Below are 23,034 nucleotides of genomic sequence, written 5' to 3'. Positions count from 1 at the left end.
ATGAAAAGAAAACTTTCCTGGGTTTATGCAGTGGCTATGGGGATAAGCGCTTTCCCCACTTTCATGACGAATGCGACGCCTGCAACGCAACCATTGATCAATGCTGAGCCAGCGCAAGCGCCGACAGCGCCTGCGCCAGAAACGCCGGAGCAGCCGGTCGGCCAGGTAATGCCGGGCGTGCCGGGCGCCGATGCGCCCGTGGTGGCGCAAAACGGGCCTTCCCGCGATGTGAAGCTGACTTTCGCGCAAATCGCGCCGCCGCCGGGCAGCATGGTGCTGCGTGGTGTGAACCCGAATGGCAGCATTGAGTTCGGTATGCGCAGCGACGAGGTGGTGTCGAAAGCGATGCTGAACCTGGAATACACCCCGTCGCCGTCGTTGCTGCCGATCCAGTCGCAGCTGAAGGTCTACCTCAATGATGAGCTGATGGGCGTGTTGCCGGTCACGAAAGAGCAACTGGGCAAAAAGACGCTGGCCCAGATGCCGATCAACCCGCTCTTTATCACCGATTTTAACCGCGTGCGGCTGGAGTTCGTCGGGCACTATCGCGATGTCTGCGAAAACCCGGCCAGCAGTACGCTCTGGCTGGATGTTGGCCGCAGCAGCGTGCTGGATCTGACGTACCAGACCCTGCCGGTGAAAAACGATCTGTCGCACTTCCCGGTGCCGTTCTTCGATCCACGGGACAACCGCCAGGTTACGCTGCCTGTGGTCTTTGCCGGTTCGCCGGATCTGATGCAGCAGCAGGCGGCATCCATTGTCTCTTCATGGTTCGGTTCGCGCGCAGGCTGGCGCGGCCAGCATTTCCCGGTGATGTACAACACGCTGCCGGATCGTAATGCCATCGTCTTTGCCACGAACGACAAGCGCCCTGATTTCCTGCGCGATCATCCGCCGGTAAAAGCGCCGGTGATTGAGATGATCAGCCACCCGGACAACCCATATGTGAAGCTGCTGGTGGTCTTTGGCCGCGACGATAACGATCTGTTGCAGGCGGCGAAAGGCATTGCGCAAGGGAATATCCTGTTCCGTGGCGACAGCGTGGTGGTGGATGAGGTGAAGCCTCTGCTGGCGCGTAAACCTTATGATGCGCCGAACTGGGTACGTACTGACCGTGCGGTGACGTTCGGCGAGCTGAAAACCTATAAAGAGCAGCTCCAGTCCACCGGGCTGGAACCTGCGGCGATTTCGCTGTCGCTGAATCTGCCGCCGGATCTCTATCTGCTGCGCAGCAACGGTATTGATATGAACCTCAACTACCGTTACACCACGCCGCCGAGCAAAGACAGCTCGCGTATGGATATCAGCCTGAACGATCAGTTCCTGCAAGCGTTCAGCCTGAACAGCACCCAGGAAAGCAATCGCCTGCTGCTGCGTTTGCCGGTATTGCAGGGGCTGATTGACGGTAAAACGGACGTGTCGATCCCGGCGCTGAAGCTGGGGGCGATGAACCAGCTGCGCTTTGACTTCCAGTACATGAACCCGATGCCGGGCGGCTCGGTGGATAATTGCGTGACGTTCCAGCCGGTACAAAACCATGTGGTGATTGGCGACGACTCCACCATTGATTTCTCGAAATATTATCACTTTATCGCGATGCCGGATCTGCGCGCTTTCGCCAACGCGGGCTTCCCGTTCAGCCGGATGGCTGACCTTTCAGAAACCATTGCCGTGATGCCGAAAAAACCGAACGAAGCGCAGATGGAAACGCTGCTGGATGTGACCGGGACGATTGGCGCGCAGACCGGTTTCCCGTCGATTAACCTGAATATCACCGACGATAGCCGCCAGATTCAGGGTAAAGATGCGGATATTATGGTGATCGGGACAATCCCGGATGCACTGAAAGATGACAAACGCATCGACCTGCTGGTACAGGCGACGCAAAGCTGGGTGAACACGCCGATGCGCCAGACGACCTTCCCGAGCATCATGCCGGATGAGGCCGACCGCGCGCCGGATGCGAAATCCACCATCACCTCTGCTGGCGCGATGGCGGCGGTAGTGGGCTTCCAGTCGCCGTTCAACGACCAGCGTAGCGTGGTGGCGCTGCTGGCAGACAGCCCGCGCGGGTATGAACTGCTGACCGAAGCGATGAACGACAGCGGGAAACGCGCCGCCATGTTTGGCTCCGTGTCGGTGATCCGCGAGTCTGGCGTCAACAGCCTGCGGGTGGGCGATATTTACTACGTCGGGCATTTACCGTGGTTCGAACGCCTCTGGTACGCGTTATCGAATCATCCGGTGCTGCTGGCGATACTGGCAGCGGTTAGCGTCGTGCTGTTGGCCTGGGTTCTGTGGCGTCTGCTGCGCATTATCAGCCGTCGTCGACTCGATCCCGATAACGAGTAATCGATGATGAACGCGCTGCGTGGATGGATGTTAACTGCCCTGATGCTGGCGACCGTCAGCGTGCAGGCGGCCTGTACGTGGCCGGCATGGATACAGTTCAAAAAGGACTATATCAGTCAGGAAGGACGGGTGATTGACCCCAGCGACGCGCGCAAAATCACGACGTCGGAAGGGCAAAGCTATGCGCTGTTCTTTGCCCTCGCCGCCAACGATCGGCCGGCATTTGACCTGATCCTCGACTGGACGCAAAACAACCTGGCGCAGGGTTCCTTACAGGCGCATCTGCCTGCCTGGTTGTGGGGGCAGAAAGACCCCTCGACCTGGGAGGTGCTGGATGCAAACTCCGCTTCCGACGGCGATATCTGGATGGCCTGGTCGCTGCTGGAAGCCGGGCGCTTATGGAAAACGTCGCGCTATACCGACACTGGCGCCGCGCTGCTAAAACGCATTGCGCGTGAAGAGGTGGTAACGGTGCCGGGGCTGGGTTCAATGCTGCTGCCGGGGAACGTGGGTTTTGCGGAAAAGACGCGCTGGCGCTTTAATCCGAGCTATCTACCCCCGCAGCTGGCGCAATATTTTACCCGCTTTGGCGCGCCCTGGACCACGCTGCGTGAAACTAATATGCGTTTGCTGATGGAAACCGCCCCGAAAGGGTTCTCGCCGGACTGGGTGCGCTATGAAAAAGACAAAGGCTGGCAGCTGAAACCGGAAAAAACGCTGGTCAGCAGTTACGATGCCATCCGCGTTTATTTATGGGCGGGGATGATGCACGACGGCGATCCGCAAAAAGCGCGGCTGCTGACGCGCCTGAAACCGATGGCGACGCTGACGACAAAAAACGGCGTTCCGCCAGAGAAGGTGGATGTCGCCAGTGGTAAAGCTCAGGGCGACGGGCCGGTGGGCTTTTCGGCTTCTTTATTGCCTTTCCTGCAAAACCGTGATGCTCAGGCGGTGCAGCGACAGCGCGTGGCGGACAATTTTCCCGGTAGCGATGCCTACTATAGCTATGTGCTAACGCTTTTCGGACAAGGATGGGATCAGCATCGTTTTCGCTTCACCGCTAAAGGTGAATTACTACCTGACTGGGGCCAGGAATGCGCAAGTTCAAATTAAGTCTCATCCATCTCATTTTGCCGGGTGGCGGTAACGCCTTATCCGGCCTACGGGATGCCGCTGATTGTAGGCCGGATAAGACGCTAAAGCGTCGCCATCGGGCAGTGCTCGGCCTAACGCTCGGCATCGCCTGGATGCCATTCGCCGAGGCGGCGCCTTCCGCGCAACAGCAGTTGCTGCAACAGGTTCGGTTAGGCGAAGCCTCGCACCGTGAGGATTTGGTGCGCCAGTCGCTTTATCGCCTGGAACTGATCGACCCGAACAACCCGGAAGTGGTCGCCGCCCGGTTTCGCTACCTGCTGCGCCAGGGCGACAATGACGGGGCGCAGAAACAGCTCGACAGGCTTTCCCAGTTAGCGCCGAGTTCCAGCGCGTATCAATCCTCCCGCACGACGATGATGCTTTCCACGCCGGAAGGGCGCCAGTCCTTGCAGGAGGCGCGTTTACAGGCGACCACCGGTCATACCGAAGAAGCGATTGCCGCTTACGACGCGCTGTTTAAAGGTCATCCGCCGCAAGGCGATCTGGCGGTGGAATACTGGACGACGGTGGCGAAATCTTCCGCGAGACGTAGCGAGGCGATTAATCAGCTTAAAAGAATTAACGCCAGTACGCCGGGCAATACCGCCCTGCAAAACACGCTGGCGCAGTTGCTGTTTGACGGCGGGCGACGCGATGAGGGATTTGCCGTATTAGAGCAGATGGCGAATTCCAGCGCCGGGCGCACGACGGCTTCCGCCCTCTGGTATCAGCAGATTAAAGATCTGCCTGCCAGCGACGCCAGCGTAAAAGCGCTGCAAAAATACCTGACGGTGTTTAGCGAAGGCGATAGCGTCAATGCCGCGCGCAGCAAGTTGAGTGAACAGCAGCAACAGCTTTCCGACCCGGCGTTCAGAGCCAGAGCGCAAGGCCTGGCGGCGGTGGAGGCCGGACAGGGCGGCAAAGCCGTAACGGAATTGCAGCAGGCGGTAAGCGCGGATCACCGCGACAGCGAAGCCGTCGGCGCGCTGGGGCAGGCCTATTCGCAGCGCGGCGATCGTGCCCGCGCGGTGGCGCAGTTCCAGAAAGCGCTTGCGATGGACCCGAACAGCAGCAGTCGCGGCAAATGGGAAAGCCTGCTGAAGGTAAACCGCTACTGGCTGGCGATTCAGCAGGGCGACGCCGCGCTGAAAGCGAATAACCCGGACCAGGCGGAACGCCTCTACCGGCAGGCCAGGAGCATCGACAATACCGACAGCTATGCCGTGCTGGGGCTGGGCGACGTGGCGATGGCGCGTAAAGATTATCCCGCCGCCGAGCGCTACTATCAGCAGACGCTGCGAATGGACAGCGGCAACAGCAACGCCGTGCGCGGCCTGGCGAATATCTATCGTCAGCAGTCCCCGGAGAAAGCCTCGGCGTTTATCGCGTCGCTCTCCAGTCGTCAGCGGCAAAGTATTGATGATATTGAGCGTAGCCTTGAAAACGACCGGCTGGCGCAGCAGGCCGAAGCGCTGGAAAACCAGGGGAACTGGGCGCAGGCGGCGGAACTGCATCGTCGCAGGCTGGCGCTGGACCCCGGCAGCGTCTGGGTAACGTATCGTTTGTCCCGCGATCTGTGGAACGCCGGGCAGCGCAGCCAGGCCGATGCGCACATGCGCGCGCTGGCGCGTCAGAAACCGAACGACCCGGATCAGGTGTATGCCTATGGGCTGTACCTCGCGGGCAACGATCAGGATCGAGCGGCGATGGCGCATATCAATAATCTGCCGCGTAGCCAGTGGAACAGCAATATTCAGGAACTGGCGGACAGGCTGCAAAATAATCAGGTGCTGGAAACCGCCAGCCGCCTGCGTGATAGCGGCAAAGAGCGGGAAGCGGAAACGCTGCTTCGCCAACAGCCCGCCTCTACGCGCATTGATTTAACCCTTGCTGACTGGGCGCAGCAGCGGCGCGATTATTCTTCGGCGCGCGCCGCCTATGATGCGGTTCTGGCGCGGGAGCCGGGTAATGTCGATGCCCGACTTGGCCTGACGGAAGTCTATATTGCGCAGGGCGATAACGCGGCGGCGCGGGCGGAACTGGCGAAACTTCCCGCCCCGGCGACCGGGGAGCCGCTGTCCATCAATATGCAGCGCCGTATGGCGCGGGCTCAGGCGCAACTGGGCGATACCGTCGCGGCGCAGAAGACCTTCAACACGATTGTGCCACAGGCGAAGTCACAGCCGCCTTCTATGGAAACTGCGATGGTGCTGCGCGACGCGGCGGGTTTTCAGGCGCAAAACGGCGAACCGCAGCAGGCGCTTGAGACGTACAAAGACGCGATGGTGGCTTCCGGCATTACGCCGACCCGCCCGCAGGATAATGACACCTTTACTCGCCTGACCCGTAATGACGCGAAAGATGACTGGCTAAAACGCGGCGTGCGCAGCGATGCGGCGGATTTATACCGACAGCAGGATCTGAACGTCACGCTGGAGCATGATTACTGGGGATCGAGCGGCACCGGCGGCTACTCCGATCTGAAAGCGCATACCACCATGTTCCAGGTTGACGCGCCGTTGTCAGATGGCCGGATGTTCTTCCGTGCTGACCTGGTGAACGTGGATGTCGGCAGTTTCTCGACCCGTGCGGACGGCACCTGGGATAAGAACTGGGGCACCTGTACGCTGCATGACTGTAGCGGCAACCGCAGCCAGTCTGATACCGGCACGAGCGTGGCGGTCGGCTGGAAAAACGAAACCTGGAGCTGGGATATCGGGACTACGCCGATGGGCTTTAACGTTGTCGATGTGGTTGGCGGCGTGAGCTACAGCAATGATATCGGGCCACTGGGCTATACGCTGAACGCGCACCGTCGGCCAATCTCCAGCTCTCTGCTGGCCTTTGGCGGGCAGAAAGACGCGCCGAGCAACACGGGCACAAAATGGGGCGGCGTGCGTGCGGACGGCGGCGGTGTGAGCCTGAGCTATGACAAAGGTGAAGCCAACGGCGTCTGGGCTTCGCTGAGCGGCGATCAACTGACTGGTAAGAACGTCGCGGATAACTGGCGCGTGCGCTGGATGACGGGCTATTACTATAAAATCATCAATGAGAATAACCGTCGCGTCACCGTCGGCCTGAACAATATGATCTGGCACTACGACAAAGACCTGAGCGGGTATTCGCTGGGGCATGGCGGTTATTACAGTCCGCAGGAGTATGTGTCGTTCGCCGTGCCGGTGATGTGGCGGCAGCGTACGGAAAACTGGTCGTGGGAGCTGGGCGGTTCGGTATCCTGGTCGCATTCACGCACCAAAACCATGCCGCGTTATCCGCTGATGAATCTGATCCCGACGGATTACCGCGAAGAGGCGGCCACGCAGACGAATGGCGGCGGCAGCAGTCAGGGCTTTGGTTATACGGCGCGGGCGCTGATCGAGCGACGGGTGACGTCTAACTGGTTCCTCGGAACGGCAATTGATATTCAGGAAGCGAAGGATTATACGCCGAGCCATTTCCTGCTGTATGTGCGTTATTCCGCTGCGGGATGGCAGGGCGATATGGATTTACCGCCGCAGCCGCTGGTGCCGTACGCGGACTGGTAAGCGCCGAACGCCTGATGGCGACGCATTCGCGTCTTATCAGGCCTACAACGCGCGCTTGCGGTCACGTCGCCATTTGGCAATGCGCTCTTTCGTAGGCCGGATAAGGCGGTCACGCCGCCATCCGGCACTGATGATTCGGAAAAGTCCTTTTCAGATACGGCCTCTCTTTATGTCTGCGCGATCGGGTATACTCTGGCGGCAGCCTGGGGATAGTCATGGAGAGTCAATTTGCGCGTCAGCCGCTCGTTAACAATTAAGCAGATGGCAATGGTTGCGGCCGTTGTCCTGGTGTTTGTATTTATTTTTTGCACCGTTTTGCTGTTTCATTTAGTACAGCAGAACCGCTATAACACGGCTACGCAACTGGAAAGTATCGCCCGTTCTGTCCGCGAACCGCTGTCCGCCGCAATCCTGAAAGCGGATATCCCTGAAGCGGAAACCATCCTGGCGCGCATTCAGCCTGCGGGCGTGGTCAGCCGCGCCGACGTGGTGCTGCCGAACCAATTCCAGGCGCTACGAATGAGTTTTATTCCTGAGCGCTCCGTCCCGGTGACGGTGACGCGTCTGTTTGAACTGCCGGTGCAGATCTCGCTGCCGGTCTATTCCCTTGAGCGGCCAGCCAACCCACAGCCGCTGGCGTATCTGGTGCTCCAGGCGGACTCGTTCCGCATGTATAAGTTCGTGATGAGCACGCTCTCGACGTTAGTGACCATTTACTTACTTTTATCGCTGATGCTGACGGTGGCGATAACCTGGTGTATGAACCGCCTGATTGTGCATCCTCTACGCAAAATCGCCCGGGAGCTTAACGATATCCCGCCGCAGGAGCTGACAGGCCATCAGCTGGCGCTGCCGCGTCTGCATCATGACGATGAGATCGGTATGCTGGTGCGTAGCTACAACCTGAATCAGCAGATTGCCCAGCGTCACAGCATTGAGCAAAACGATCATGCGATGCGCTTTCCGGTTTCCGAGCTTCCCAACAAGGCTTTTCTGATGGGGCTTCTGGAACAGGTTGTGACGCGTCAGCAGACGACGGCGTTAATGATTGTCACCTGTGAAACGCTGCGCGATACCGCAGGCGTGCTCAAAGAGACGCAGCGGGAAATCCTGTTGCTTACGCTGGTGGAAAAACTGAAATCGGTGCTGGCGCCGCGAATGGTGCTGACGCAGGTGAGCGGTTTTGATTTCGCCATCATCGCGCACGGCGTAAAAGAACCGTGGCACGCGATTACGTTAGGTCAGCAAGTGCTCACTGTCATTAATGAACGGCTGCCGATCGAAAGCATCCAGCTACGCCCCAGTTGCAGCATCGGGGTGGCGATGTTTTACGGCGACCTGACGGCTGAGGCGCTTTATGGTCGCGCCGTCTCCGCCGCCTTTACCGCCCGCCGCAAAGGTAAAAATCAGATTCAGTTCTTTGACCCGGCGCAGATGGAAGCTGCGCAGCAGAGATTGACGGAAGAGAGCGATATTCTCAACGCGCTGGATAACCACCAGTTCGCTATCTGGCTGCAACCGCAGGTGGAGATGTCCAGCGGTAAGGTCCTGAGCGCAGAAGCATTATTACGCGTGCAGCAGCCGGATGGCAGTTGGGAACTCCCGGAAGGGTTAATTGACCGTATCGAATCCTGCGGTCTGATGGTGACGGTCGGGTACTGGGTGCTGGAAGAGTCCTGTCGCCAGCTTTCCGCCTGGCAGGAGCGTGGCGTGATGATGCCGCTCTCGGTGAATCTTTCCGCATTGCAGCTCATGCACCCGAATATGGTGTCGGATCTGCTGGAGCTGCTAAGCCGCTATCGTATTCAGCCGGATACATTGATTCTGGAAGTAACGGAAAGCCGACGCATCGACGACCCGCATGCCGCCGTCGCCATCCTGCGCCCGCTGCGCAGCGCGGGCGTACGCATCGCGCTGGATGACTTTGGTATGGGATACGCAGGGTTGCGTCAGCTTCAGCACATGAAATCGCTGCCGGTCGATATACTAAAAATCGACAAAATGTTTGTTGAGGGATTGCCGGAGGATGACAGCATGGTTACGGCGATTATCCTGATGGCGCGCAGCCTTAACCTGAAAATGATTGCGGAAGGCGTGGAGACCGAAGCGCAGCGCGACTGGCTGGCGCAGGCAGGGGTGGACGTGGCGCAAGGTTTCTTGTTTGCCCGCGCGGTTCCGCCGGATGTGTTTGAAGAACGTTACCTGAAGAACGCGCAGCCTGATTACAAAACTTAAAAAAGGTCAGACTTGTGCGAGCCAGCTCAAAGTTTTTAACATTTTTGTTTCAATTATGATCCAGGTGCATTTCTGTCATGTTGTGTGGGTGTTATTTTAAGGCCGCAGGTTAACCATAACCTTACAAGACCTGTGGTTTTTACTTCAAGGACACCCTATGAAAACCTCTCTGTTCAAAAGCCTTTACTTTCAGGTCCTGACAGCAATTGCCATTGGTATCCTCCTTGGCCATTACTACCCTGAATTAGGCGCACAAATGAAACCGCTTGGCGACGCGTTCGTTAAGCTGATTAAGATGGTCATCGCACCGGTTATTTTCTGTACTGTCGTTACCGGCATTGCAGGTATGGAAAGCATGAAAGCGGTGGGCCGCACCGGTGCGGTTGCGCTGCTTTACTTTGAGATTGTCAGTACGATTGCGCTGATCATTGGTCTCATTATCGTCAACGTCGTTCAGCCTGGCTCCGGGATGAACGTCGATCCGGCGACGCTGGATGCTAAAGCGGTGGCGATCTACGCCGAACAAGCAAAAGACCAGGGAATCGTGGGCTTCCTGATGGATATCATCCCGGGCAGCGTCATCGGTGCGTTCGCCAGCGGTAATATCCTACAGGTTCTGCTGTTTGCGGTGATGTTCGGCTTTGCGCTGCATCGTCTGGGCAGCAAAGGCCAGCTGATTTTCAACGTGATTGAAAGCTTCTCGCAGGTCATTTTCGGCATCATCAACATGATCATGCGCCTGGCGCCTATCGGTGCTTTCGGTGCGATGGCCTTTACTATCGGTAAATACGGCGTGGGTACGCTGGTGCAGTTGGGGCAGCTGATTGTCTGCTTCTACATCACCTGTATTCTGTTCGTGGTGGTGGTGCTTGGCTCGATTGCCCGCGCAGCTGGCTTCAGCATTTTTAAATTTATCCGCTACATCCGTGAAGAGCTGCTGATTGTGCTGGGGACGTCCTCCTCCGAATCCGTGCTGCCGCGTATGCTGGATAAGATGGAAAAGCTGGGCTGCCGTAAGTCGGTGGTGGGGCTGGTTATTCCCACAGGCTATTCGTTTAACCTGGACGGAACCTCGATCTATCTGACGATGGCGGCGGTGTTTATCGCCCAGGCGACCAACAGTCATATGGATATCTTCCATCAGGTAACTCTGCTGGTGGTGCTGCTGCTCTCCTCGAAAGGGGCGGCCGGGGTAACGGGGAGCGGATTTATCGTGCTGGCTGCGACGATCTCCGCGGTGGGCCACTTACCGGTTGCGGGTCTGGCGCTGATCCTCGGTATCGACCGCTTTATGTCTGAAGCCCGCGCGCTGACCAACCTGGTCGGTAACGGCGTGGCAACGGTCGTTGTGGCGAAGTGGGTGAAAGAACTGGACCACAAAAAGCTGGATGATGTGCTGAATAATCGTGCGCCTGATGGCAAAACGCACGAATTATCCTCTTAATCTCACCTCTTATGCCCGCAGTCCCTTCCAGGACTGCGGGTGTTTGCGCATAATTGACCCCTGCACCCGAATCACTCAACATGTGGCTTCGGGATTTTTTCACTTCTGGCGTGACATTTTTATGTTCGCGCGGTCTAACACGAAGTGTTTTTAACGTCATATTCAGATAAGCCTTCCAGGCTGTCTTTTTATTACCAGGATTGTTGATCAGGGGTTTACATGCAGGGCACAAAAATTCGACTCTTAGCGGGCAGTCTGCTGATGATGGCTACTGTCGGCTATGTGCAGGCAGATGCGCTCCAGCCTGACCCGGCATGGCAACAGGGGACGCTGGCAAATGGATTACAGTGGCAAGTATTAGCTACCCCGCAGCGCCCAAGCGATCGTATTGAGGTTCGTCTGCTGGTCAATACCGGTTCGCTCACCGAAAGTACGCAACAGAGCGGTTTCAGCCATGCCATTCCCCGTATCGCGCTGACGCAAAGCGGCGGCCTTGACGCCGCGCAAGCACGTTCACTCTGGCAGCAGGGCTTTGACCCCAAACGCCCTGTGCCGCCCGTTATCGTTTCTTATGATTCCACGTTATATAACCTCAGCCTGCCCAACACCCGTAACGATCTGCTAAAAGAGGCGCTCTCTTATCTGGCGCATACCTCCGGCAAACTGTCCATCACGCCAGAGACGGTTGCGCATGCAGTCAATAGTGAAGATATGGTTGCCACCTGGCCTATGGACACCAAAGAGGGCTGGTGGCGCTATCGTCTGAAAGGGTCTGCGCTGTTAGGCCACGATCCGGCCGAGCCGCTGAAACAGCCTGTGGATGTGGAGAAACTTAACGCGTTTTACCAGAAATGGTACACCCCGGACGCGATGACGCTGATTATCGTCGGTAACGTGGACGCGCGTTCGGTTTCTGAGCAGATCAACAAAACCTTCGGCGAGTTGCAAGGCAAGCGTGAAACGCCTGCGCCGGTGCCGACGCTTTCCCCTCTGCGCGCCGAAGCGGTCAGCATTATGACTGACGCCGTGCGCCAGGATCGTCTCTCCATCATGTGGGATACGCCGTGGCAGCCCATTCGCGAGTCTGCCGCGCTGCTGCGCTACTGGCAGGCAGATTTAGCCCGTGAAGCCCTGTTCTGGCATGTTCAGCAGGCGCTCAGCAAGAACAACGCCAAAGAGATTGGTCTCGGCTTTGACTGCCGGGTGCTGTTCCTGCGTGCGCAGTGCGCGATCAACGTTGAATCTCCCGGCGATAAGCTGAATCTGAACCTGGGGCTGGTGGCGCGTGAACTGGCGAAAGTCCGTGATAACGGCTTGCCGGAAGAGGAGTTTAACGCGCTGGTGGCGCAGAAGAATCTGGAGTTGCAGAAGCTGTTCGCCACTTATGCGCGTACCGATACCGATATCTTGATCAGCCAACGGATGCGCTCGTTGCAAAATCAGGTGGTCGATATTGCCCCGGAACAGTACCAGCGTTTACGGCAGAACTTCCTGAATAACCTGACCGTTGAGATGTTGAATCAAAACCTGCGTCAGCAGCTATCGCAAGATATGGCGTTGATTCTGCTTCAGCCGAAGGGCGAACCGGAGCTGAATATGAAGGACCTACAGGCAACGTGGGATCAAATCATGGCGCCAGTGACAGCAGCAGCAACAAGCGCAGAAACCGATGATGTCCACCCGGAAGTCACGGATATCCCGGCTGCGCAGTAGCAGTAGGCCGGATAAGGCGGTCACGGCCGCCATCCGGCGAGAATGTCATGCCCGATGGCGCTACGCTTATCCGGCCTACAGTGCGGTTATTGCGGCATCGCATCGCGCGGGATAATCGCCCCGCGATGCTGAATGACCGTGCTGGCGGTCAGGTGCCCGCGCTGTGCGGCCCCGGCAGCGTCGCCGCCGGTTAAACGTATTGCCAGATACCCGGCGCTAAAGGAGTCGCCTGCTGCGGTGGTGTCGATCACTTTCTCTTTTGGCAATTTCACCGCCGGAACGTCAATCACCTCTTCGCCTTTGATGGAAACCAGGCAGGAATCTGCGCCGCGTTTCACCACCACTTCCTGGACGCCTGCGTCGTGTGTGCGGGCAATGACCTCGGCAACCGGCTTTTCACCCCACAACGCGTCTTCATCATCCAGCGTCAGGAACGCGATATCCGTGCATTCCAGCATCTGCTGATATACCTGCTGCGTCTCTTCTTTGCTTGCCCACAGGCGCGGGCGATAGTTGTTGTCAAAAATGACTTTCCCGCCGTTGGCGCGGCATTCGCGCAGCAGCGACAGTAATTTATCGCGGCTGGACGGGCTTAAAATGGCAAGGCTGATCCCGCTCAGGTAGAGGTAGTCGAAGGTCGCCAGCTCTTCGCAGATTGCCGCAGACTGCTCGCTCTCCAGCCAGAATTTCGCTGCCGCCTCGTTGCGCCAGTAATAGAAAGTGCGTTCGCCAGTGCTGTCCGTCTCGATGTAATAGAGGCCCGGTAGACGGTTTTCCATGCGCTGCGTGAGGGAGGTATCGACATTTTCGCCTTGCCATGAATCCAGCATTTGCTGGCTGAAGCTGTCAGTGCCCAGCGCCGTCACGTAGTGTACGGACAAGGCCGCAGAATCGACCTGACGGGCGATGTAAACGGATGTATTCAACGTGTCGCCACCGAAACCGCGCTGAACGTCTGCGCCTTTCTGTGACAGCTCAATCATGCATTCGCCAATCACGGCAATCTTTTTGGACATAGTCGTGAACCTGCTCTGAAAAAAATTAGCGTTAGTGTGCGCTGTGGTGTATTCAGCGGTCAACTATATTAAAACATCGTTCCATTATTTTTTTGAGCCAACGCGTATTCTGTGTTGATTTTTGTCATGCTGTTTCTATTTTGCGGGACGCTGAACATAAAGTTCTTTGCCAGAGCGCCGATAACCTTTGACGAGTCCGGGCAGTCACACTCTCATTAACAGGACATCTGAGATGATAAAGCAGGTTATCCAGCAGCTAAGCATTCCTGAGGCAAGCATTGAAAGCTTGCAGGAGCGGCGCTTTTGGTTGCAGTGCGAACGTGCTTACACTTATCAGCCAATCTACCAGACCAACGGGCGATTGATGGCCGTGGAACTGCTGACGGTTGTGGTACACCCGGATAACCCTTCCCGGCGCGTTGCCCCGGATCGCTATTTTGCCGAACTGGCGGTAAGACACCGCGTGGATGTGGTGAAAGAACAGCTCCAGTTTCTGGAGCAGAAAGCCGATTTTTTCATGCGTCATGACCTGCTGGCCTCGGTCAATGTCGATGGCCCGACGCTGATCGCGATGCGTCAGCAGCCAGAGGTATTGAAAACGATTGAGCGCCTGCCCTGGCTGCGATTCGAACTGGTGGAACATATTCGTTTACCGAAAGACTCTTCGTTCGCCTCAATGTGTGAATTCGGCCCGCTCTGGCTGGATGATTTCGGCACCGGCATGGCGAATTTCTCTGCCCTGAGCGAAGTGCGTTACGACTACATCAAAGTGGCGCGGGATCTGTTTGTGATGCTGCGCCAGACGCCGGAAGGGCGAAACCTCTTTACGCTGCTGCTGCAACTGATGAACCGCTATTGCCGAGGCGTTATCGTCGAAGGCGTGGAAACGCTGGAAGAGTGGCGCGATGTACAACGTTCGCCCGCTTTCGCGGCGCAGGGGTATTTTCTGTCGCGTCCTGTTCCGCTGGAGAACCTTGAACAGGTGATCCTGATGCTGTAATACCCGCTGTTTCCCGGAATGGCGCGTCTTTCACGCGGTATTCCAGGACGCAGCCTGCCTCCCTTTTCCGTCTGCTGGACTATCTTTAGGACTGGCAAGGAAAGAAGTGAGGAAGTAAAACATGACGAAAGCAGGCAAAATAACCGCTGCCATATCAGGGACTTTGTTGTTGTTGATCGTCGTACTCATCGTCCTGATTGCGACATTTGACTGGAATCGCCTCAAACCGACCATCAACCAGAAAGTCTCTACAGAACTCAACCGGCCATTCGCCATTCGCGGCGATCTGGGCGTGGTGTGGGAACGTCAAAAACAGGAAACCGGCTGGCGAAGCTGGGTGCCCTGGCCGCACGTTCATGCCGAAGACATTATCCTCGGCAATCCGCCGGATATCCCCGAAGTCACGATGGTGCATCTCCCGCGCGTTGAAGCCACGCTGGCGCCGCTGGCGTTGCTGACCAAAACCGTCTGGCTGCCGTGGATCAAACTGGTGAAGCCTGACGCCCGCCTTATCCGCCTCTCGGAGAAAAACAATAACTGGACCTTCAATCTTGCGGCTGACGAGAAAAACGATCCCAATGCGCAGCCGTCCGCCTGGTCGTTCCGTCTGGATACGATTTTGTTCGATCAGGGGCGCATCGCCATTGACGATAAGGTCAGCAAAGCCGATATCGAGATCCTGGTTGATCCGCTGGGTAAACCACTGCCTTTTAGCGAAGTCACGGGAGCCAAAAGCAACAACGACAACAACAACGTGGGGGATTATGTTTTCGGCCTTAAGGCGCAGGGGCGTTATAACGGGGAACCGCTGACCGGCACGGGCAAAATCGGCGGTATGCTGGCGTTACGCAGCGAAGGCGCGCCTTTCCCGGTGCAGGCTGACTTCCGCTCGGGCAATACTCGCGTGGCCTTTGCCGGGGTGGTCAACGATCCGCTGAACATGGGCGGCGTCGATCTCCAGCTTAAGTTTTCCGGCGACTCGCTGGGCGAATTGTACGATCTGACCGGCGTACTGCTGCCGGACACGCCGCCGTTTGAAACGGACGGTCGCCTGGTGGCGAAAATCGATACGGAGACATCCTCAGTTTTTGACTACCGCAATTTTAATGGCCGCATCGGCGACAGCGATATTCACGGCTCTCTTGCTTACACCACCGGCAAGCCGCGCCCCAAACTGGAAGGGGATGTGGAGTCGCGCCAGCTTCGCCTGGCTGACCTGGGGCCGCTGATCGGCGTGGATTCCGGGAAGGGGGCGCAACAGTCGAAACGCGCCGAGCAAAGCAAGGGCGAAAAGAGCATCCAGCCTGCCGACAAAGTGCTGCCTTATGACCGCTTTGAAACCGATAAATGGGACGTGATGGATGCCGACGTGCGCTTTAAGGGCGGGCGCATTGAGCACGGCAGCAGCCTGCCGGTCAGCGATCTCTCTACCCATATCATCCTGAAAAATGCCGATTTACGTTTGCAGCCGCTGAAGTTTGGCCTGGCTGACGGCAGCATTGTCTCCAGCATTCATCTGGAAGGGGATAAAAAGCCGATGCAGGGAAGGGCGAATATCCAGGCGCGTCGTCTTAAACTGAAAGCGCTGATGCCGGATGTCGAACTGATGCAGAAAACATTGGGCGAAATGAACGGCGACGCGGATATCCGGGGAAGCGGCAATTCAGTGGCGGCGCTGTTAGGTAACAGTAATGGCAACCTGAAGCTGCTGATGAACGATGGCGTGATCAGCCGCAACCTGATGGAGATTGTCGGCCTGAACGTGGGCAACTTTATTGTCGGGCAGATATTTGGCGACGATGAGGTACGGGTCAACTGCGCGGCGGCTAATCTTGACATCGTTAATGGCGTTGCGCGCCCGCAAATCTTTGCTTTTGATACGGAAAATGCGCTGGTTAACGTCACCGGAACCGCGAGTTTCGCCTCTGAGCAACTGGATTTAACCATCGATCCAGAGAGCAAAGGGATTCGCATTATTACGCTGCGTTCGCCGCTGTATGTGCGCGGGTCGTTTAAAAACCCGCAGGCGGGGGTGAAAGCCGGGCCGTTGATCGCGCGAGGCGCGGTCGCTGCGGCGCTGGCGACGTTAGTCACGCCTGCCGCCGCGCTTCTGGCGTTGATTTCCCCGTCAGAAGGCGATGCGAATCAGTGTCGGATGATTTTGTCGCAGATGAAGAAATGATGATAGTGCCGGATAGCGGTGTAAACACCTTATCCGGCCTACGGGTGATGGCGGTCAAATCACAACGACTGGTGGCGCGTCTCGTGGGTCAACAGCAGCGCAATCAGCGTCAGGGCGGCCATCGACGCCAGATAGGTGCCGACCGCCGCCAGACCGTAGTTCCCCTGCAACCATGCGGCAATATATGGTGCTACGGATGCGCCAAGAATTGACGACACGTTATACGAGAAGGACGCGCCGGTGTAGCGAACTTCTGTCGGAAACAGCTCCGGCAACAGCGCGCCCATCGGGCCGAAGGTCAGCCCCATCAGACTCAGCCCCAGCAGCAGGAAAACGAATATCAATGCCGGATTACCGGAACCGAGCAACGGTTTAAAGGCAAACAGCGCGAACAGAATGATCATTGTCGTGATAATGACCATGCTCTTACGGCGACCAAAAGCGTCTGCCAGCAGGCCCGCAACCGGCACCATCACGCCAAAGCCGATCACCGCCAGCATCAACATCCACAACACCTCGTTACGCGGTAAACCGAGCCCCGCAGGAGCGGCTGCGGTACTGTACGTCATGGAATAGACCGTCATGATGTAGAACAGCGTATAGGTCGCCAGCATGATGAATGTCCCGAGTACCGTTACGCGTACGTGCCGGGTCAGCAGGGTGCCCAGCGGGATTTTCACCTGCTTTTTCGCCGCGGCGACCTTAGCGAATACCGGTGTTTCATGCAGCGAGACGCGAACGTACAGGCCGATAATGACCAGCACCGCAGAGAAAATGAACGGTAAACGCCAGCCCCAGGTCATGAACTGCTCATCGGTCAGCAGCCAGGAGAGGAGCAGGAACGTGCCGTTGGCGAAGAAGAAGCCGATAGGCGCGCCAAGCTGCGGGAAAGAGCCGTACAGCGCGCGCTTGCGCGGCGGGGCGTTTTCGGTCGCCAGTAGCGCCGCGCCGCCCCATTCTCCGCCGAGACCCAGACCCTGGCCAAAGCGCGCCAGCGCCAGCAGCAGCGGGGCGAAAATGCCAATGGTGGCATAGCCCGGCAGCAGGCCGATCACGACGGTGGAGATCCCCATCGTCAGCAATGACGCCACCAGCGTCACTTTACGCCCGACGCGGTCGCCGAAGTGGCCGAATAGCGCAGAGCCAATTGGGCGCGCGACAAAGGCGATGGCGAAGGTGGCGAGGGACTGAAGCGTTGCCGCTGCCGGATCGCCCTGCGGGAAGAAAATATGGGGGAACACGATTACCGCGGCAGTCGCGTAAATGTAGAAGTCGAAGAACTCAATGGCGGTGCCGATGAGGGAGGCAACGACGACTTTATTGCGCGAGTTTACCGGAACGTGTTCCTGTTCGTTGTCGAGTGTGGTGGCGGTTGCTTGCATAGTATTTTCTTATTTTTTGGCGAACGAACGGCCATATTACGCACAGCAAAAGCGACATTTCAATCTGTAACAAAGCGGGATTTTGCTCAAATAATGGTCAAAAAGGGGATAATGTTTAGACCTGCGATTTCACGTCTATGAAATGCTTCACACAATTTTAAACTTAGAGGATAAAACTGGTTTTAGGTTAAATAAAAGTTACGTTCTGGATTTATATGCTGCAATGCGTGCCGTATAAGGCGTAGCAACCTGCCGGGCGGTAGGCCGGATAAGCATCACGCCATCCGGCATCAAATGATGAACTAGCGGTGGGTTTTCCCTGGCATACGCGGGTCGTCTTTGTATTCGGCGGTGGCTATCCAGGCCGCGCAAAACAGCGTCAGGCGGGCAAAGAAGTAGAAGAACGCCATCAGGCCAAGCACGGAACCGAATGCGGCGCCGGACGGGGATTTCACCAGGGAAGGCAGCGTGTAGGTCATGATGATTTTGATCACCTCAAAACCGATCGCGGCGATAAACGTACCGCGAATCAATGCCTTCTTGCGCGGTCGGTGGCGCGGTAGCCGCCAGAAAATCCAGAAGAACAGCAGGTAGTTGGCGAAAATCGAAATGGCCAGCCCAATCAATCGCCAGGCGGGTTTTAGCCACTCAATGCTGTCGAGATACAGCGCGGAGATAATCATCTGCTGCGCAGAACCGGCAATCGAGGTAATAGACAGCGTGATAATCAGCGCAACCAACAGCCCAATCAGCGAGACAAAATCGCGCAGGTATTTTATCCAGATTTTTTCCTGATCCTGCGGGGTGCGCTCCCACACGTCCCGCGACTGGGCGCGAATCGCTTCACGCAGGTTGCCCATCCAGTTGATCCCGGAATAGAGCGCAATACCCAGCCCCACCAGGCCGACGGTGGTGCGCTGCTGAACGGCGGTGTTGATGGTGCTTTTCAGCGTGGACGCCAGCGTAGGGTCGCTGACGTTCATCAGGATTTTATTGAAAATGTCCTCTAATAGCGTGGGATGTGACGCGAGAATAAAACCGGCGGCGGCAAACGACACCATCAGGACAGGGATCATCGACAGAAACGAGAAATAGGTGATCGCGGCGCCAAACTGGTTGCCCAGCCGATCGTTAAAACGCTCTGCGGCGCGGATCAGGTGGGCAATCACCGGCTGACGCTGGATTCTCGCTGCCGTCGTGGAGACCGTTTTGAGCGCCTGGGTGGCCTTGTTGTTTGTTTCTGGTTCGTCACGATCGTGCGTCTCCACTTTGGGCACCGGCGCATGGTCGAGTTCCTGAATAGGGCGTTTTACGTCTTTTTCCTGCGTCATCAGGTCGATAGTCCTTCTTTTGTTAACTCTCAGAACAGTATAGCGTGTCAGTCCACGTAGTCTTTCATTACGCCGGTCAGCCACTCCATAAACAGGTGCACCCGGCGGGAGAGGTTGCGGCGATGCGGGTAGAGCAGGGACACCGGCATTGGGTCAGCGCGATACTGCGGCAGGATCTCGATGAGCGTTCCGGCGCGTAATGCCTCGCGAACGCCGATGCGCGGCACCTGAATGATTCCCAACCCCGCCAGGCAGGCGGCATGGTAGGTCTCGGTGCTGTTGACCGTCAGAATGCCGCCGGTTTTAATCCACTGCGTACCGTTTGCCGTTGCCACTTCGAAGCCTTGCGGACGCGTGCCCAGATTGACGGAATAATGAACCACCGCATGCGAAGCCAGATCGTCCAGGCCTTCTGGGTAGCCAAAACGCGCCAGATACTGCGGGCTGGCGCAGTTAATGACCGACAGCTTTCCCAACGGGCGGGCGATCAACCCGGAATCTTTTAGCGTCCCGACCCGCACCACGCAGTCGAACCCTTCCCGTATCAAATCCACCAGGCGATCGCTGCTGCTGAGTTCCAGCTCAATACCCGGATATTGCTGTAAAAACGCGGGCAGGCGCGGTATCACCAGGTTCTTGGCGACCCCAACCGGCATATCGACCCGCAGCTTGCCGCTGATGCTGGCCGGGTCGTGCTGGAACAAACCGTCCAGCTCGTCCAGGTTCGTCAGCAGATCTTTCGCACGTTCGTAATACACCATTCCGTCCTGAGTAAGCTGAACCCGCCGGGTGGTGCGGTGCAGCAACTGCGTGCCAAGGTGGTTTTCCAGCGCCTGTATCTGGCGGGATACGCTACCTTTAGGAAGGCCTGATGTTTCGGCGGCGCGGGAAAAACTCTCCAGTTCCGCGACGCGAATGAACAACTGCATTGCGTGAATTTTATCCATCGCGAGGTCCCGGTGTTGTCCTGAATGAAACAGTGAAGCGCATTTCGCTACATTTATTGTTTTTCTAACACCTAATAAGCTCTTTCTCAATCTTCACAACACCTGAAATGAGGTTTCTTATGACGCAACGTATCGCATTAGTGACCGGCGGCAGCCGAGGGCTCGGTAAAAACGCGGCGCTTAAGCTGGCGAGCAGAGGAATCGGGATCATTCTGACGTGGAACAGCAATGAAAAAGAGGCGCAGCAGGTCGTGCATGAAATTACGCAATCAGGCGGGAAAGCCGCAGCATTGCAGTTGAATGTCGGGGATATTTCGGGATTCCCGGCGTTTGTTGAAAAGGTGCGGGAAACCCTGAAAACGGAGTGGCAGCGTGATTCGTTTGATTATTTATTGAACAATGCCGGAATCGGCATCAACGCGCCGTATTCGACCTTCACTGAAGCGCAGTTTGACCAGCTTTTGAACATTCAGTTTAAAGGGCCGTTTTTCCTGACTCAGGGGCTGTTACCCCTGCTGAAGAATGGCGGCAGGATCCTCAATGTGTCAACGGGGCTGGCCCGTTTTGCGTTGCCTGGCTACAGCGCTTATGCCGCGATGAAGGGGGCGATGGAAGTGCTGACGCGTTATCAGGCAAAAGAGCTGGGCGAGCGCGGCATTAGCGTGAACATCATTGCGCCAGGAGCCATTGAAACTGATTTTGGCGGCGGCAATGTGCGGGACAATGAACAACTGAATGCGTATATCGCGTCACAAACCGCCCTGGGACGGGTCGGTTTGCCGGACGATATTGGTGATGCCATCGCCGCGTTGCTCAGCGATGAACTGGGCTGGATGACCGCGCAGCGTATCGAAGTGTCGGGCGGCATGTTCTTATAATCAGGATGATAATATTAAGCGGGTGGTTTACACCCGCAACATTAATTTAGATTAAGGATAAACTTATTTCAGAAACGCTGTTTTATTCCTGACGTTAATTTTAATATTCCGCGATGACTGTTCATCGACTTCTCTTTATTTCCCTCGCCGCCCAAAATAAATTTCTCAACCTTTGCGTTATAGTCACTGTAATGCCAAAAAAATCTGTTATATCTATCAAAACAGATAATTAAAATAATATTAAAAGCCTTCTTTATGGAGGGGCTTTTTTAGGGACGATCATGACGAATAACGCTTCGCAGGCGATGCATTCGCCTTTTGAACACTGTCTGGGCATCATCCGTCAGGCGTCAGTGGAGATCCTGCTGCTGCTGGGCGTACATGTTGCGGAAGGAAAAGAACCGCGCTGGTTTATGGAACAACTGGATCAAGCCCGCCTTAATTTAGGCGGCTGGAGCGTGGTGGCAAAAAAATTACATATAAACGATGCGCAACTGAGCCAGTTTATGCTGCATTTGCGACATCTCCAGCAGTATGTTCCGCAATATGACAGCGGGAAGGATGTCAGTGAAAACCAACTGCTTGCCGCCCTGCGTTTTGTGGCGTCGCTGGAACAACTGCGCCAGCGGCAGCCGCTTCTCACTTATCAGACTGATATTGATGCAGGCAATCAGGACGCGCAAATACAGGCCCGGCGTCAGCTGCGGGCGATTGAACTCACGCTGAAAGCGCTCATTTCGCAGGTGTGGCCGGATCGTCATCAGCTGAATAGCTACCTGAAGCTGCATTTTGGCGCCGATCGTCTGCGACGCTGGTTAAAACTCAGCGAAGGACAGGATGCGCTCAGCGCGATGCTGTTCAGCGAGCTGGCATTGATGGTGGTCGATAAAAAGTCGTTCGCCCGTCACTATTCCGCATTTTTCAAAGACGCGTCTGCGCTGACGCTGTTTGTTGAGCCGCGTACGACCCTGCGTATGTTCCTTGAGGATTGCCGTCAGGCGCGTAACGGCATCATCGCCGGGCAGCCGCTCAGTTCCGTGCAGTTGTCGCTACTGGATTGTCAGTTCCGGCAGATCACCCGCTCGGTACAGCGGGCGTTTAATGAAAAACGCACCCGCATAAATCCGGCTTCGTTTATGGCGTCCGATGAGGGCGTGGTGGAGAAATTCTGGGAGGAGGCGCGAGAAAAAGACGCGCTGGCGGGGGGAGATAACCAGGAAATTGGCGAGAGTATTGAACCGCCTCACAAGCGACAGCAGCGGACGGCTGAAGAGCGTGAGCAGCTGATTTCCGGGGTGTTGTGGGGCGGGGTTGGCGCAATGGTGCTGGCGATCCTGGTGGGGGCGTTTTGGTTGTTCAGCTCGCCGCCTCCCTCTGCCGCGCCCGTACAACGCGACGAGGTCATGCAGGATGACGCCCGGCTTGAGGCGCCCTCCGCGCGGGAAACCATGAGCCGCATGGGGATCACCTGGGATCCGTTTAATATGCGCTCGGCGATCGACCGTAATGATACGCGCGTTACGGCGTTGTTCTTACAGGGCGGGATGAACTGGCAGCTGGCCTGGACCGAACAGGCGTTTTCGACGGGCAACGCCGATGTGCTGCAACTGCTGCTACGCTACCCTTCGCTGATGGATGAGGTAAAACCCTGCCGACGCTTCCTGACGTCGCTGAGCCACGCCATGCTGAACGGAGCGTCGCTGACGTCGCTGCATAAAAAGTATCTGCAAAGTTTTTGTACCGTTCCGGCGGTGGTGATGCGCCAGCAGCATGATATGGAGCAGGCCCGGCTGCGTGTTCAGGCCGAGCCCAGCGTGGAAAACAAAAAATGGTTAAAGATTCAGACCGCCATTTATAACGTGATTCGGTAACGCC

The 23,034-nt window shown here is 56.8% G+C and carries 14 protein-coding genes; 10 read left to right on the top strand and 4 right to left on the bottom strand.

The window, feature by feature from the left end:
- From bcsB to OGX75_RS02310, 6 genes are all read left to right on the top strand, one after another.
- Positions 1-2,352 carry a cellulose biosynthesis cyclic di-GMP-binding regulatory protein BcsB gene (bcsB, locus tag OGX75_RS02335; RefSeq protein WP_286450993.1) on the top strand — a complete coding sequence of 784 codons (2,352 nt, stop codon included), beginning with the start codon at positions 1-3 and terminating at the stop codon, positions 2,350-2,352.
- Positions 2,353-2,355: 3 nt separating this feature from the next.
- Positions 2,356-3,465 carry a cellulose synthase complex periplasmic endoglucanase BcsZ gene (gene bcsZ, locus OGX75_RS02330; RefSeq protein ID WP_080750344.1) on the top strand — a complete coding sequence of 370 codons (1,110 nt, stop codon included), beginning with the start codon at positions 2,356-2,358 and terminating at the stop codon, positions 3,463-3,465.
- Positions 3,447-7,031, top strand: coding sequence for a cellulose synthase complex outer membrane protein BcsC (gene bcsC, locus OGX75_RS02325; protein WP_286450992.1), 3,585 nt, complete (start codon positions 3,447-3,449; stop codon positions 7,029-7,031). Before bcsZ ends, bcsC begins: the two co-directional genes overlap by 19 nt.
- A gap of 228 nt (positions 7,032-7,259) precedes the next feature.
- Complete coding sequence (hmsP, locus tag OGX75_RS02320) at positions 7,260-9,266, top strand: biofilm formation regulator HmsP (RefSeq protein WP_024131042.1); 2,007 nt, start codon at positions 7,260-7,262, stop codon at positions 9,264-9,266.
- A gap of 157 nt (positions 9,267-9,423) precedes the next feature.
- A complete protein-coding gene (gene dctA / locus OGX75_RS02315) occupies positions 9,424-10,710 on the top strand; it encodes a C4-dicarboxylate transporter DctC (RefSeq protein WP_012135654.1) in 1,287 nt (428 codons plus the stop codon).
- Positions 10,711-10,929: 219 nt separating this feature from the next.
- Positions 10,930-12,423, top strand: coding sequence for a M16 family metallopeptidase (locus tag OGX75_RS02310; protein ID WP_047460417.1), 1,494 nt, complete (start codon positions 10,930-10,932; stop codon positions 12,421-12,423).
- Positions 12,424-12,509: 86 nt separating this feature from the next.
- On the opposite strand, the gene kdgK is transcribed toward OGX75_RS02310, so the two are convergent.
- Positions 12,510-13,439 carry a 2-dehydro-3-deoxygluconokinase gene (gene kdgK / locus OGX75_RS02305; RefSeq protein ID WP_012135652.1) on the bottom strand — a complete coding sequence of 310 codons (930 nt, stop codon included), beginning with the start codon at positions 13,437-13,439 and terminating at the stop codon, positions 12,510-12,512.
- Between the two features lie 232 nt (positions 13,440-13,671).
- On the opposite strand from kdgK, the gene pdeH reads away from it, so the two are divergent.
- Entirely contained in the window at positions 13,672-14,439 is a 768-nt protein-coding gene (gene pdeH, locus OGX75_RS02300) for a cyclic-guanylate-specific phosphodiesterase (RefSeq protein WP_012135651.1), read from the top strand.
- Between the two features lie 121 nt (positions 14,440-14,560).
- Positions 14,561-16,621 (top strand): AsmA family protein, encoded by a 2,061-nt coding sequence (locus tag OGX75_RS02295; protein WP_286450991.1) that lies wholly within the window; start codon positions 14,561-14,563, stop codon positions 16,619-16,621.
- Between the two features lie 59 nt (positions 16,622-16,680).
- Here OGX75_RS02295 and OGX75_RS02290 read toward each other — a convergent pair whose 3' ends face one another.
- From OGX75_RS02290 to OGX75_RS02280, 3 genes are all read right to left on the bottom strand, one after another.
- Positions 16,681-18,003 carry an MFS transporter gene (locus OGX75_RS02290; RefSeq protein ID WP_049011539.1) on the bottom strand — a complete coding sequence of 441 codons (1,323 nt, stop codon included), beginning with the start codon at positions 18,001-18,003 and terminating at the stop codon, positions 16,681-16,683.
- A 302-nt stretch (positions 18,004-18,305) separates the two neighbouring features.
- Complete coding sequence (gene yhjD, locus OGX75_RS02285; RefSeq protein ID WP_012135646.1) at positions 18,306-19,334, bottom strand: inner membrane protein YhjD; 1,029 nt, start codon at positions 19,332-19,334, stop codon at positions 18,306-18,308.
- Between the two features lie 47 nt (positions 19,335-19,381).
- On the bottom strand, positions 19,382-20,281 hold the full coding sequence (locus OGX75_RS02280; protein WP_047460427.1) for a LysR family transcriptional regulator: 900 nt from the start codon (positions 20,279-20,281) through the stop codon (positions 19,382-19,384).
- Positions 20,282-20,400: 119 nt separating this feature from the next.
- Between OGX75_RS02280 and OGX75_RS02275 the strand changes: the two genes are divergently transcribed.
- Both OGX75_RS02275 and OGX75_RS02270 read left to right on the top strand, forming a co-directional pair.
- A complete protein-coding gene (locus OGX75_RS02275; RefSeq protein WP_024131041.1) occupies positions 20,401-21,159 on the top strand; it encodes an SDR family NAD(P)-dependent oxidoreductase in 759 nt (252 codons plus the stop codon).
- Positions 21,160-21,440: 281 nt separating this feature from the next.
- Positions 21,441-23,030 (top strand): STY4199 family HEPN domain-containing protein, encoded by a 1,590-nt coding sequence (locus tag OGX75_RS02270; protein ID WP_104868064.1) that lies wholly within the window; start codon positions 21,441-21,443, stop codon positions 23,028-23,030.
- The last annotated feature ends 4 nt before the right edge of the window (positions 23,031-23,034 follow it).

The organism is Citrobacter sp. CK199, assembly GCF_030333285.1.
In the GTDB taxonomy this organism is placed as follows: Bacteria; Pseudomonadota; Gammaproteobacteria; order Enterobacterales; family Enterobacteriaceae; genus Citrobacter_B; species Citrobacter_B koseri.
This window is presented reverse-complemented; position numbering and strand designations above follow the sequence as displayed.

Coding starts and splice junctions, on each gene's coding strand:
- yhjD (WP_012135646.1), bottom strand. CDS start 19,334: ATGACGCAGGAAAAAGACGTAAAACGCCCTATTCAGGAACTCGACCAT.
- dctA (WP_012135654.1), top strand. CDS start 9,424: ATGAAAACCTCTCTGTTCAAAAGCCTTTACTTTCAGGTCCTGACAGCA.
- OGX75_RS02295 (WP_286450991.1), top strand. CDS start 14,561: ATGACGAAAGCAGGCAAAATAACCGCTGCCATATCAGGGACTTTGTTG.
- bcsZ (WP_080750344.1), top strand. CDS start 2,356: ATGATGAACGCGCTGCGTGGATGGATGTTAACTGCCCTGATGCTGGCG.
- OGX75_RS02270 (WP_104868064.1), top strand. CDS start 21,441: ATGACGAATAACGCTTCGCAGGCGATGCATTCGCCTTTTGAACACTGT.
- kdgK (WP_012135652.1), bottom strand. CDS start 13,439: ATGTCCAAAAAGATTGCCGTGATTGGCGAATGCATGATTGAGCTGTCA.
- OGX75_RS02275 (WP_024131041.1), top strand. CDS start 20,401: ATGACGCAACGTATCGCATTAGTGACCGGCGGCAGCCGAGGGCTCGGT.
- OGX75_RS02310 (WP_047460417.1), top strand. CDS start 10,930: ATGCAGGGCACAAAAATTCGACTCTTAGCGGGCAGTCTGCTGATGATG.
- OGX75_RS02280 (WP_047460427.1), bottom strand. CDS start 20,281: ATGGATAAAATTCACGCAATGCAGTTGTTCATTCGCGTCGCGGAACTG.
- bcsB (WP_286450993.1), top strand. CDS start 1: ATGAAAAGAAAACTTTCCTGGGTTTATGCAGTGGCTATGGGGATAAGC.
- bcsC (WP_286450992.1), top strand. CDS start 3,447: ATGCGCAAGTTCAAATTAAGTCTCATCCATCTCATTTTGCCGGGTGGC.
- OGX75_RS02290 (WP_049011539.1), bottom strand. CDS start 18,003: ATGCAAGCAACCGCCACCACACTCGACAACGAACAGGAACACGTTCCG.
- pdeH (WP_012135651.1), top strand. CDS start 13,672: ATGATAAAGCAGGTTATCCAGCAGCTAAGCATTCCTGAGGCAAGCATT.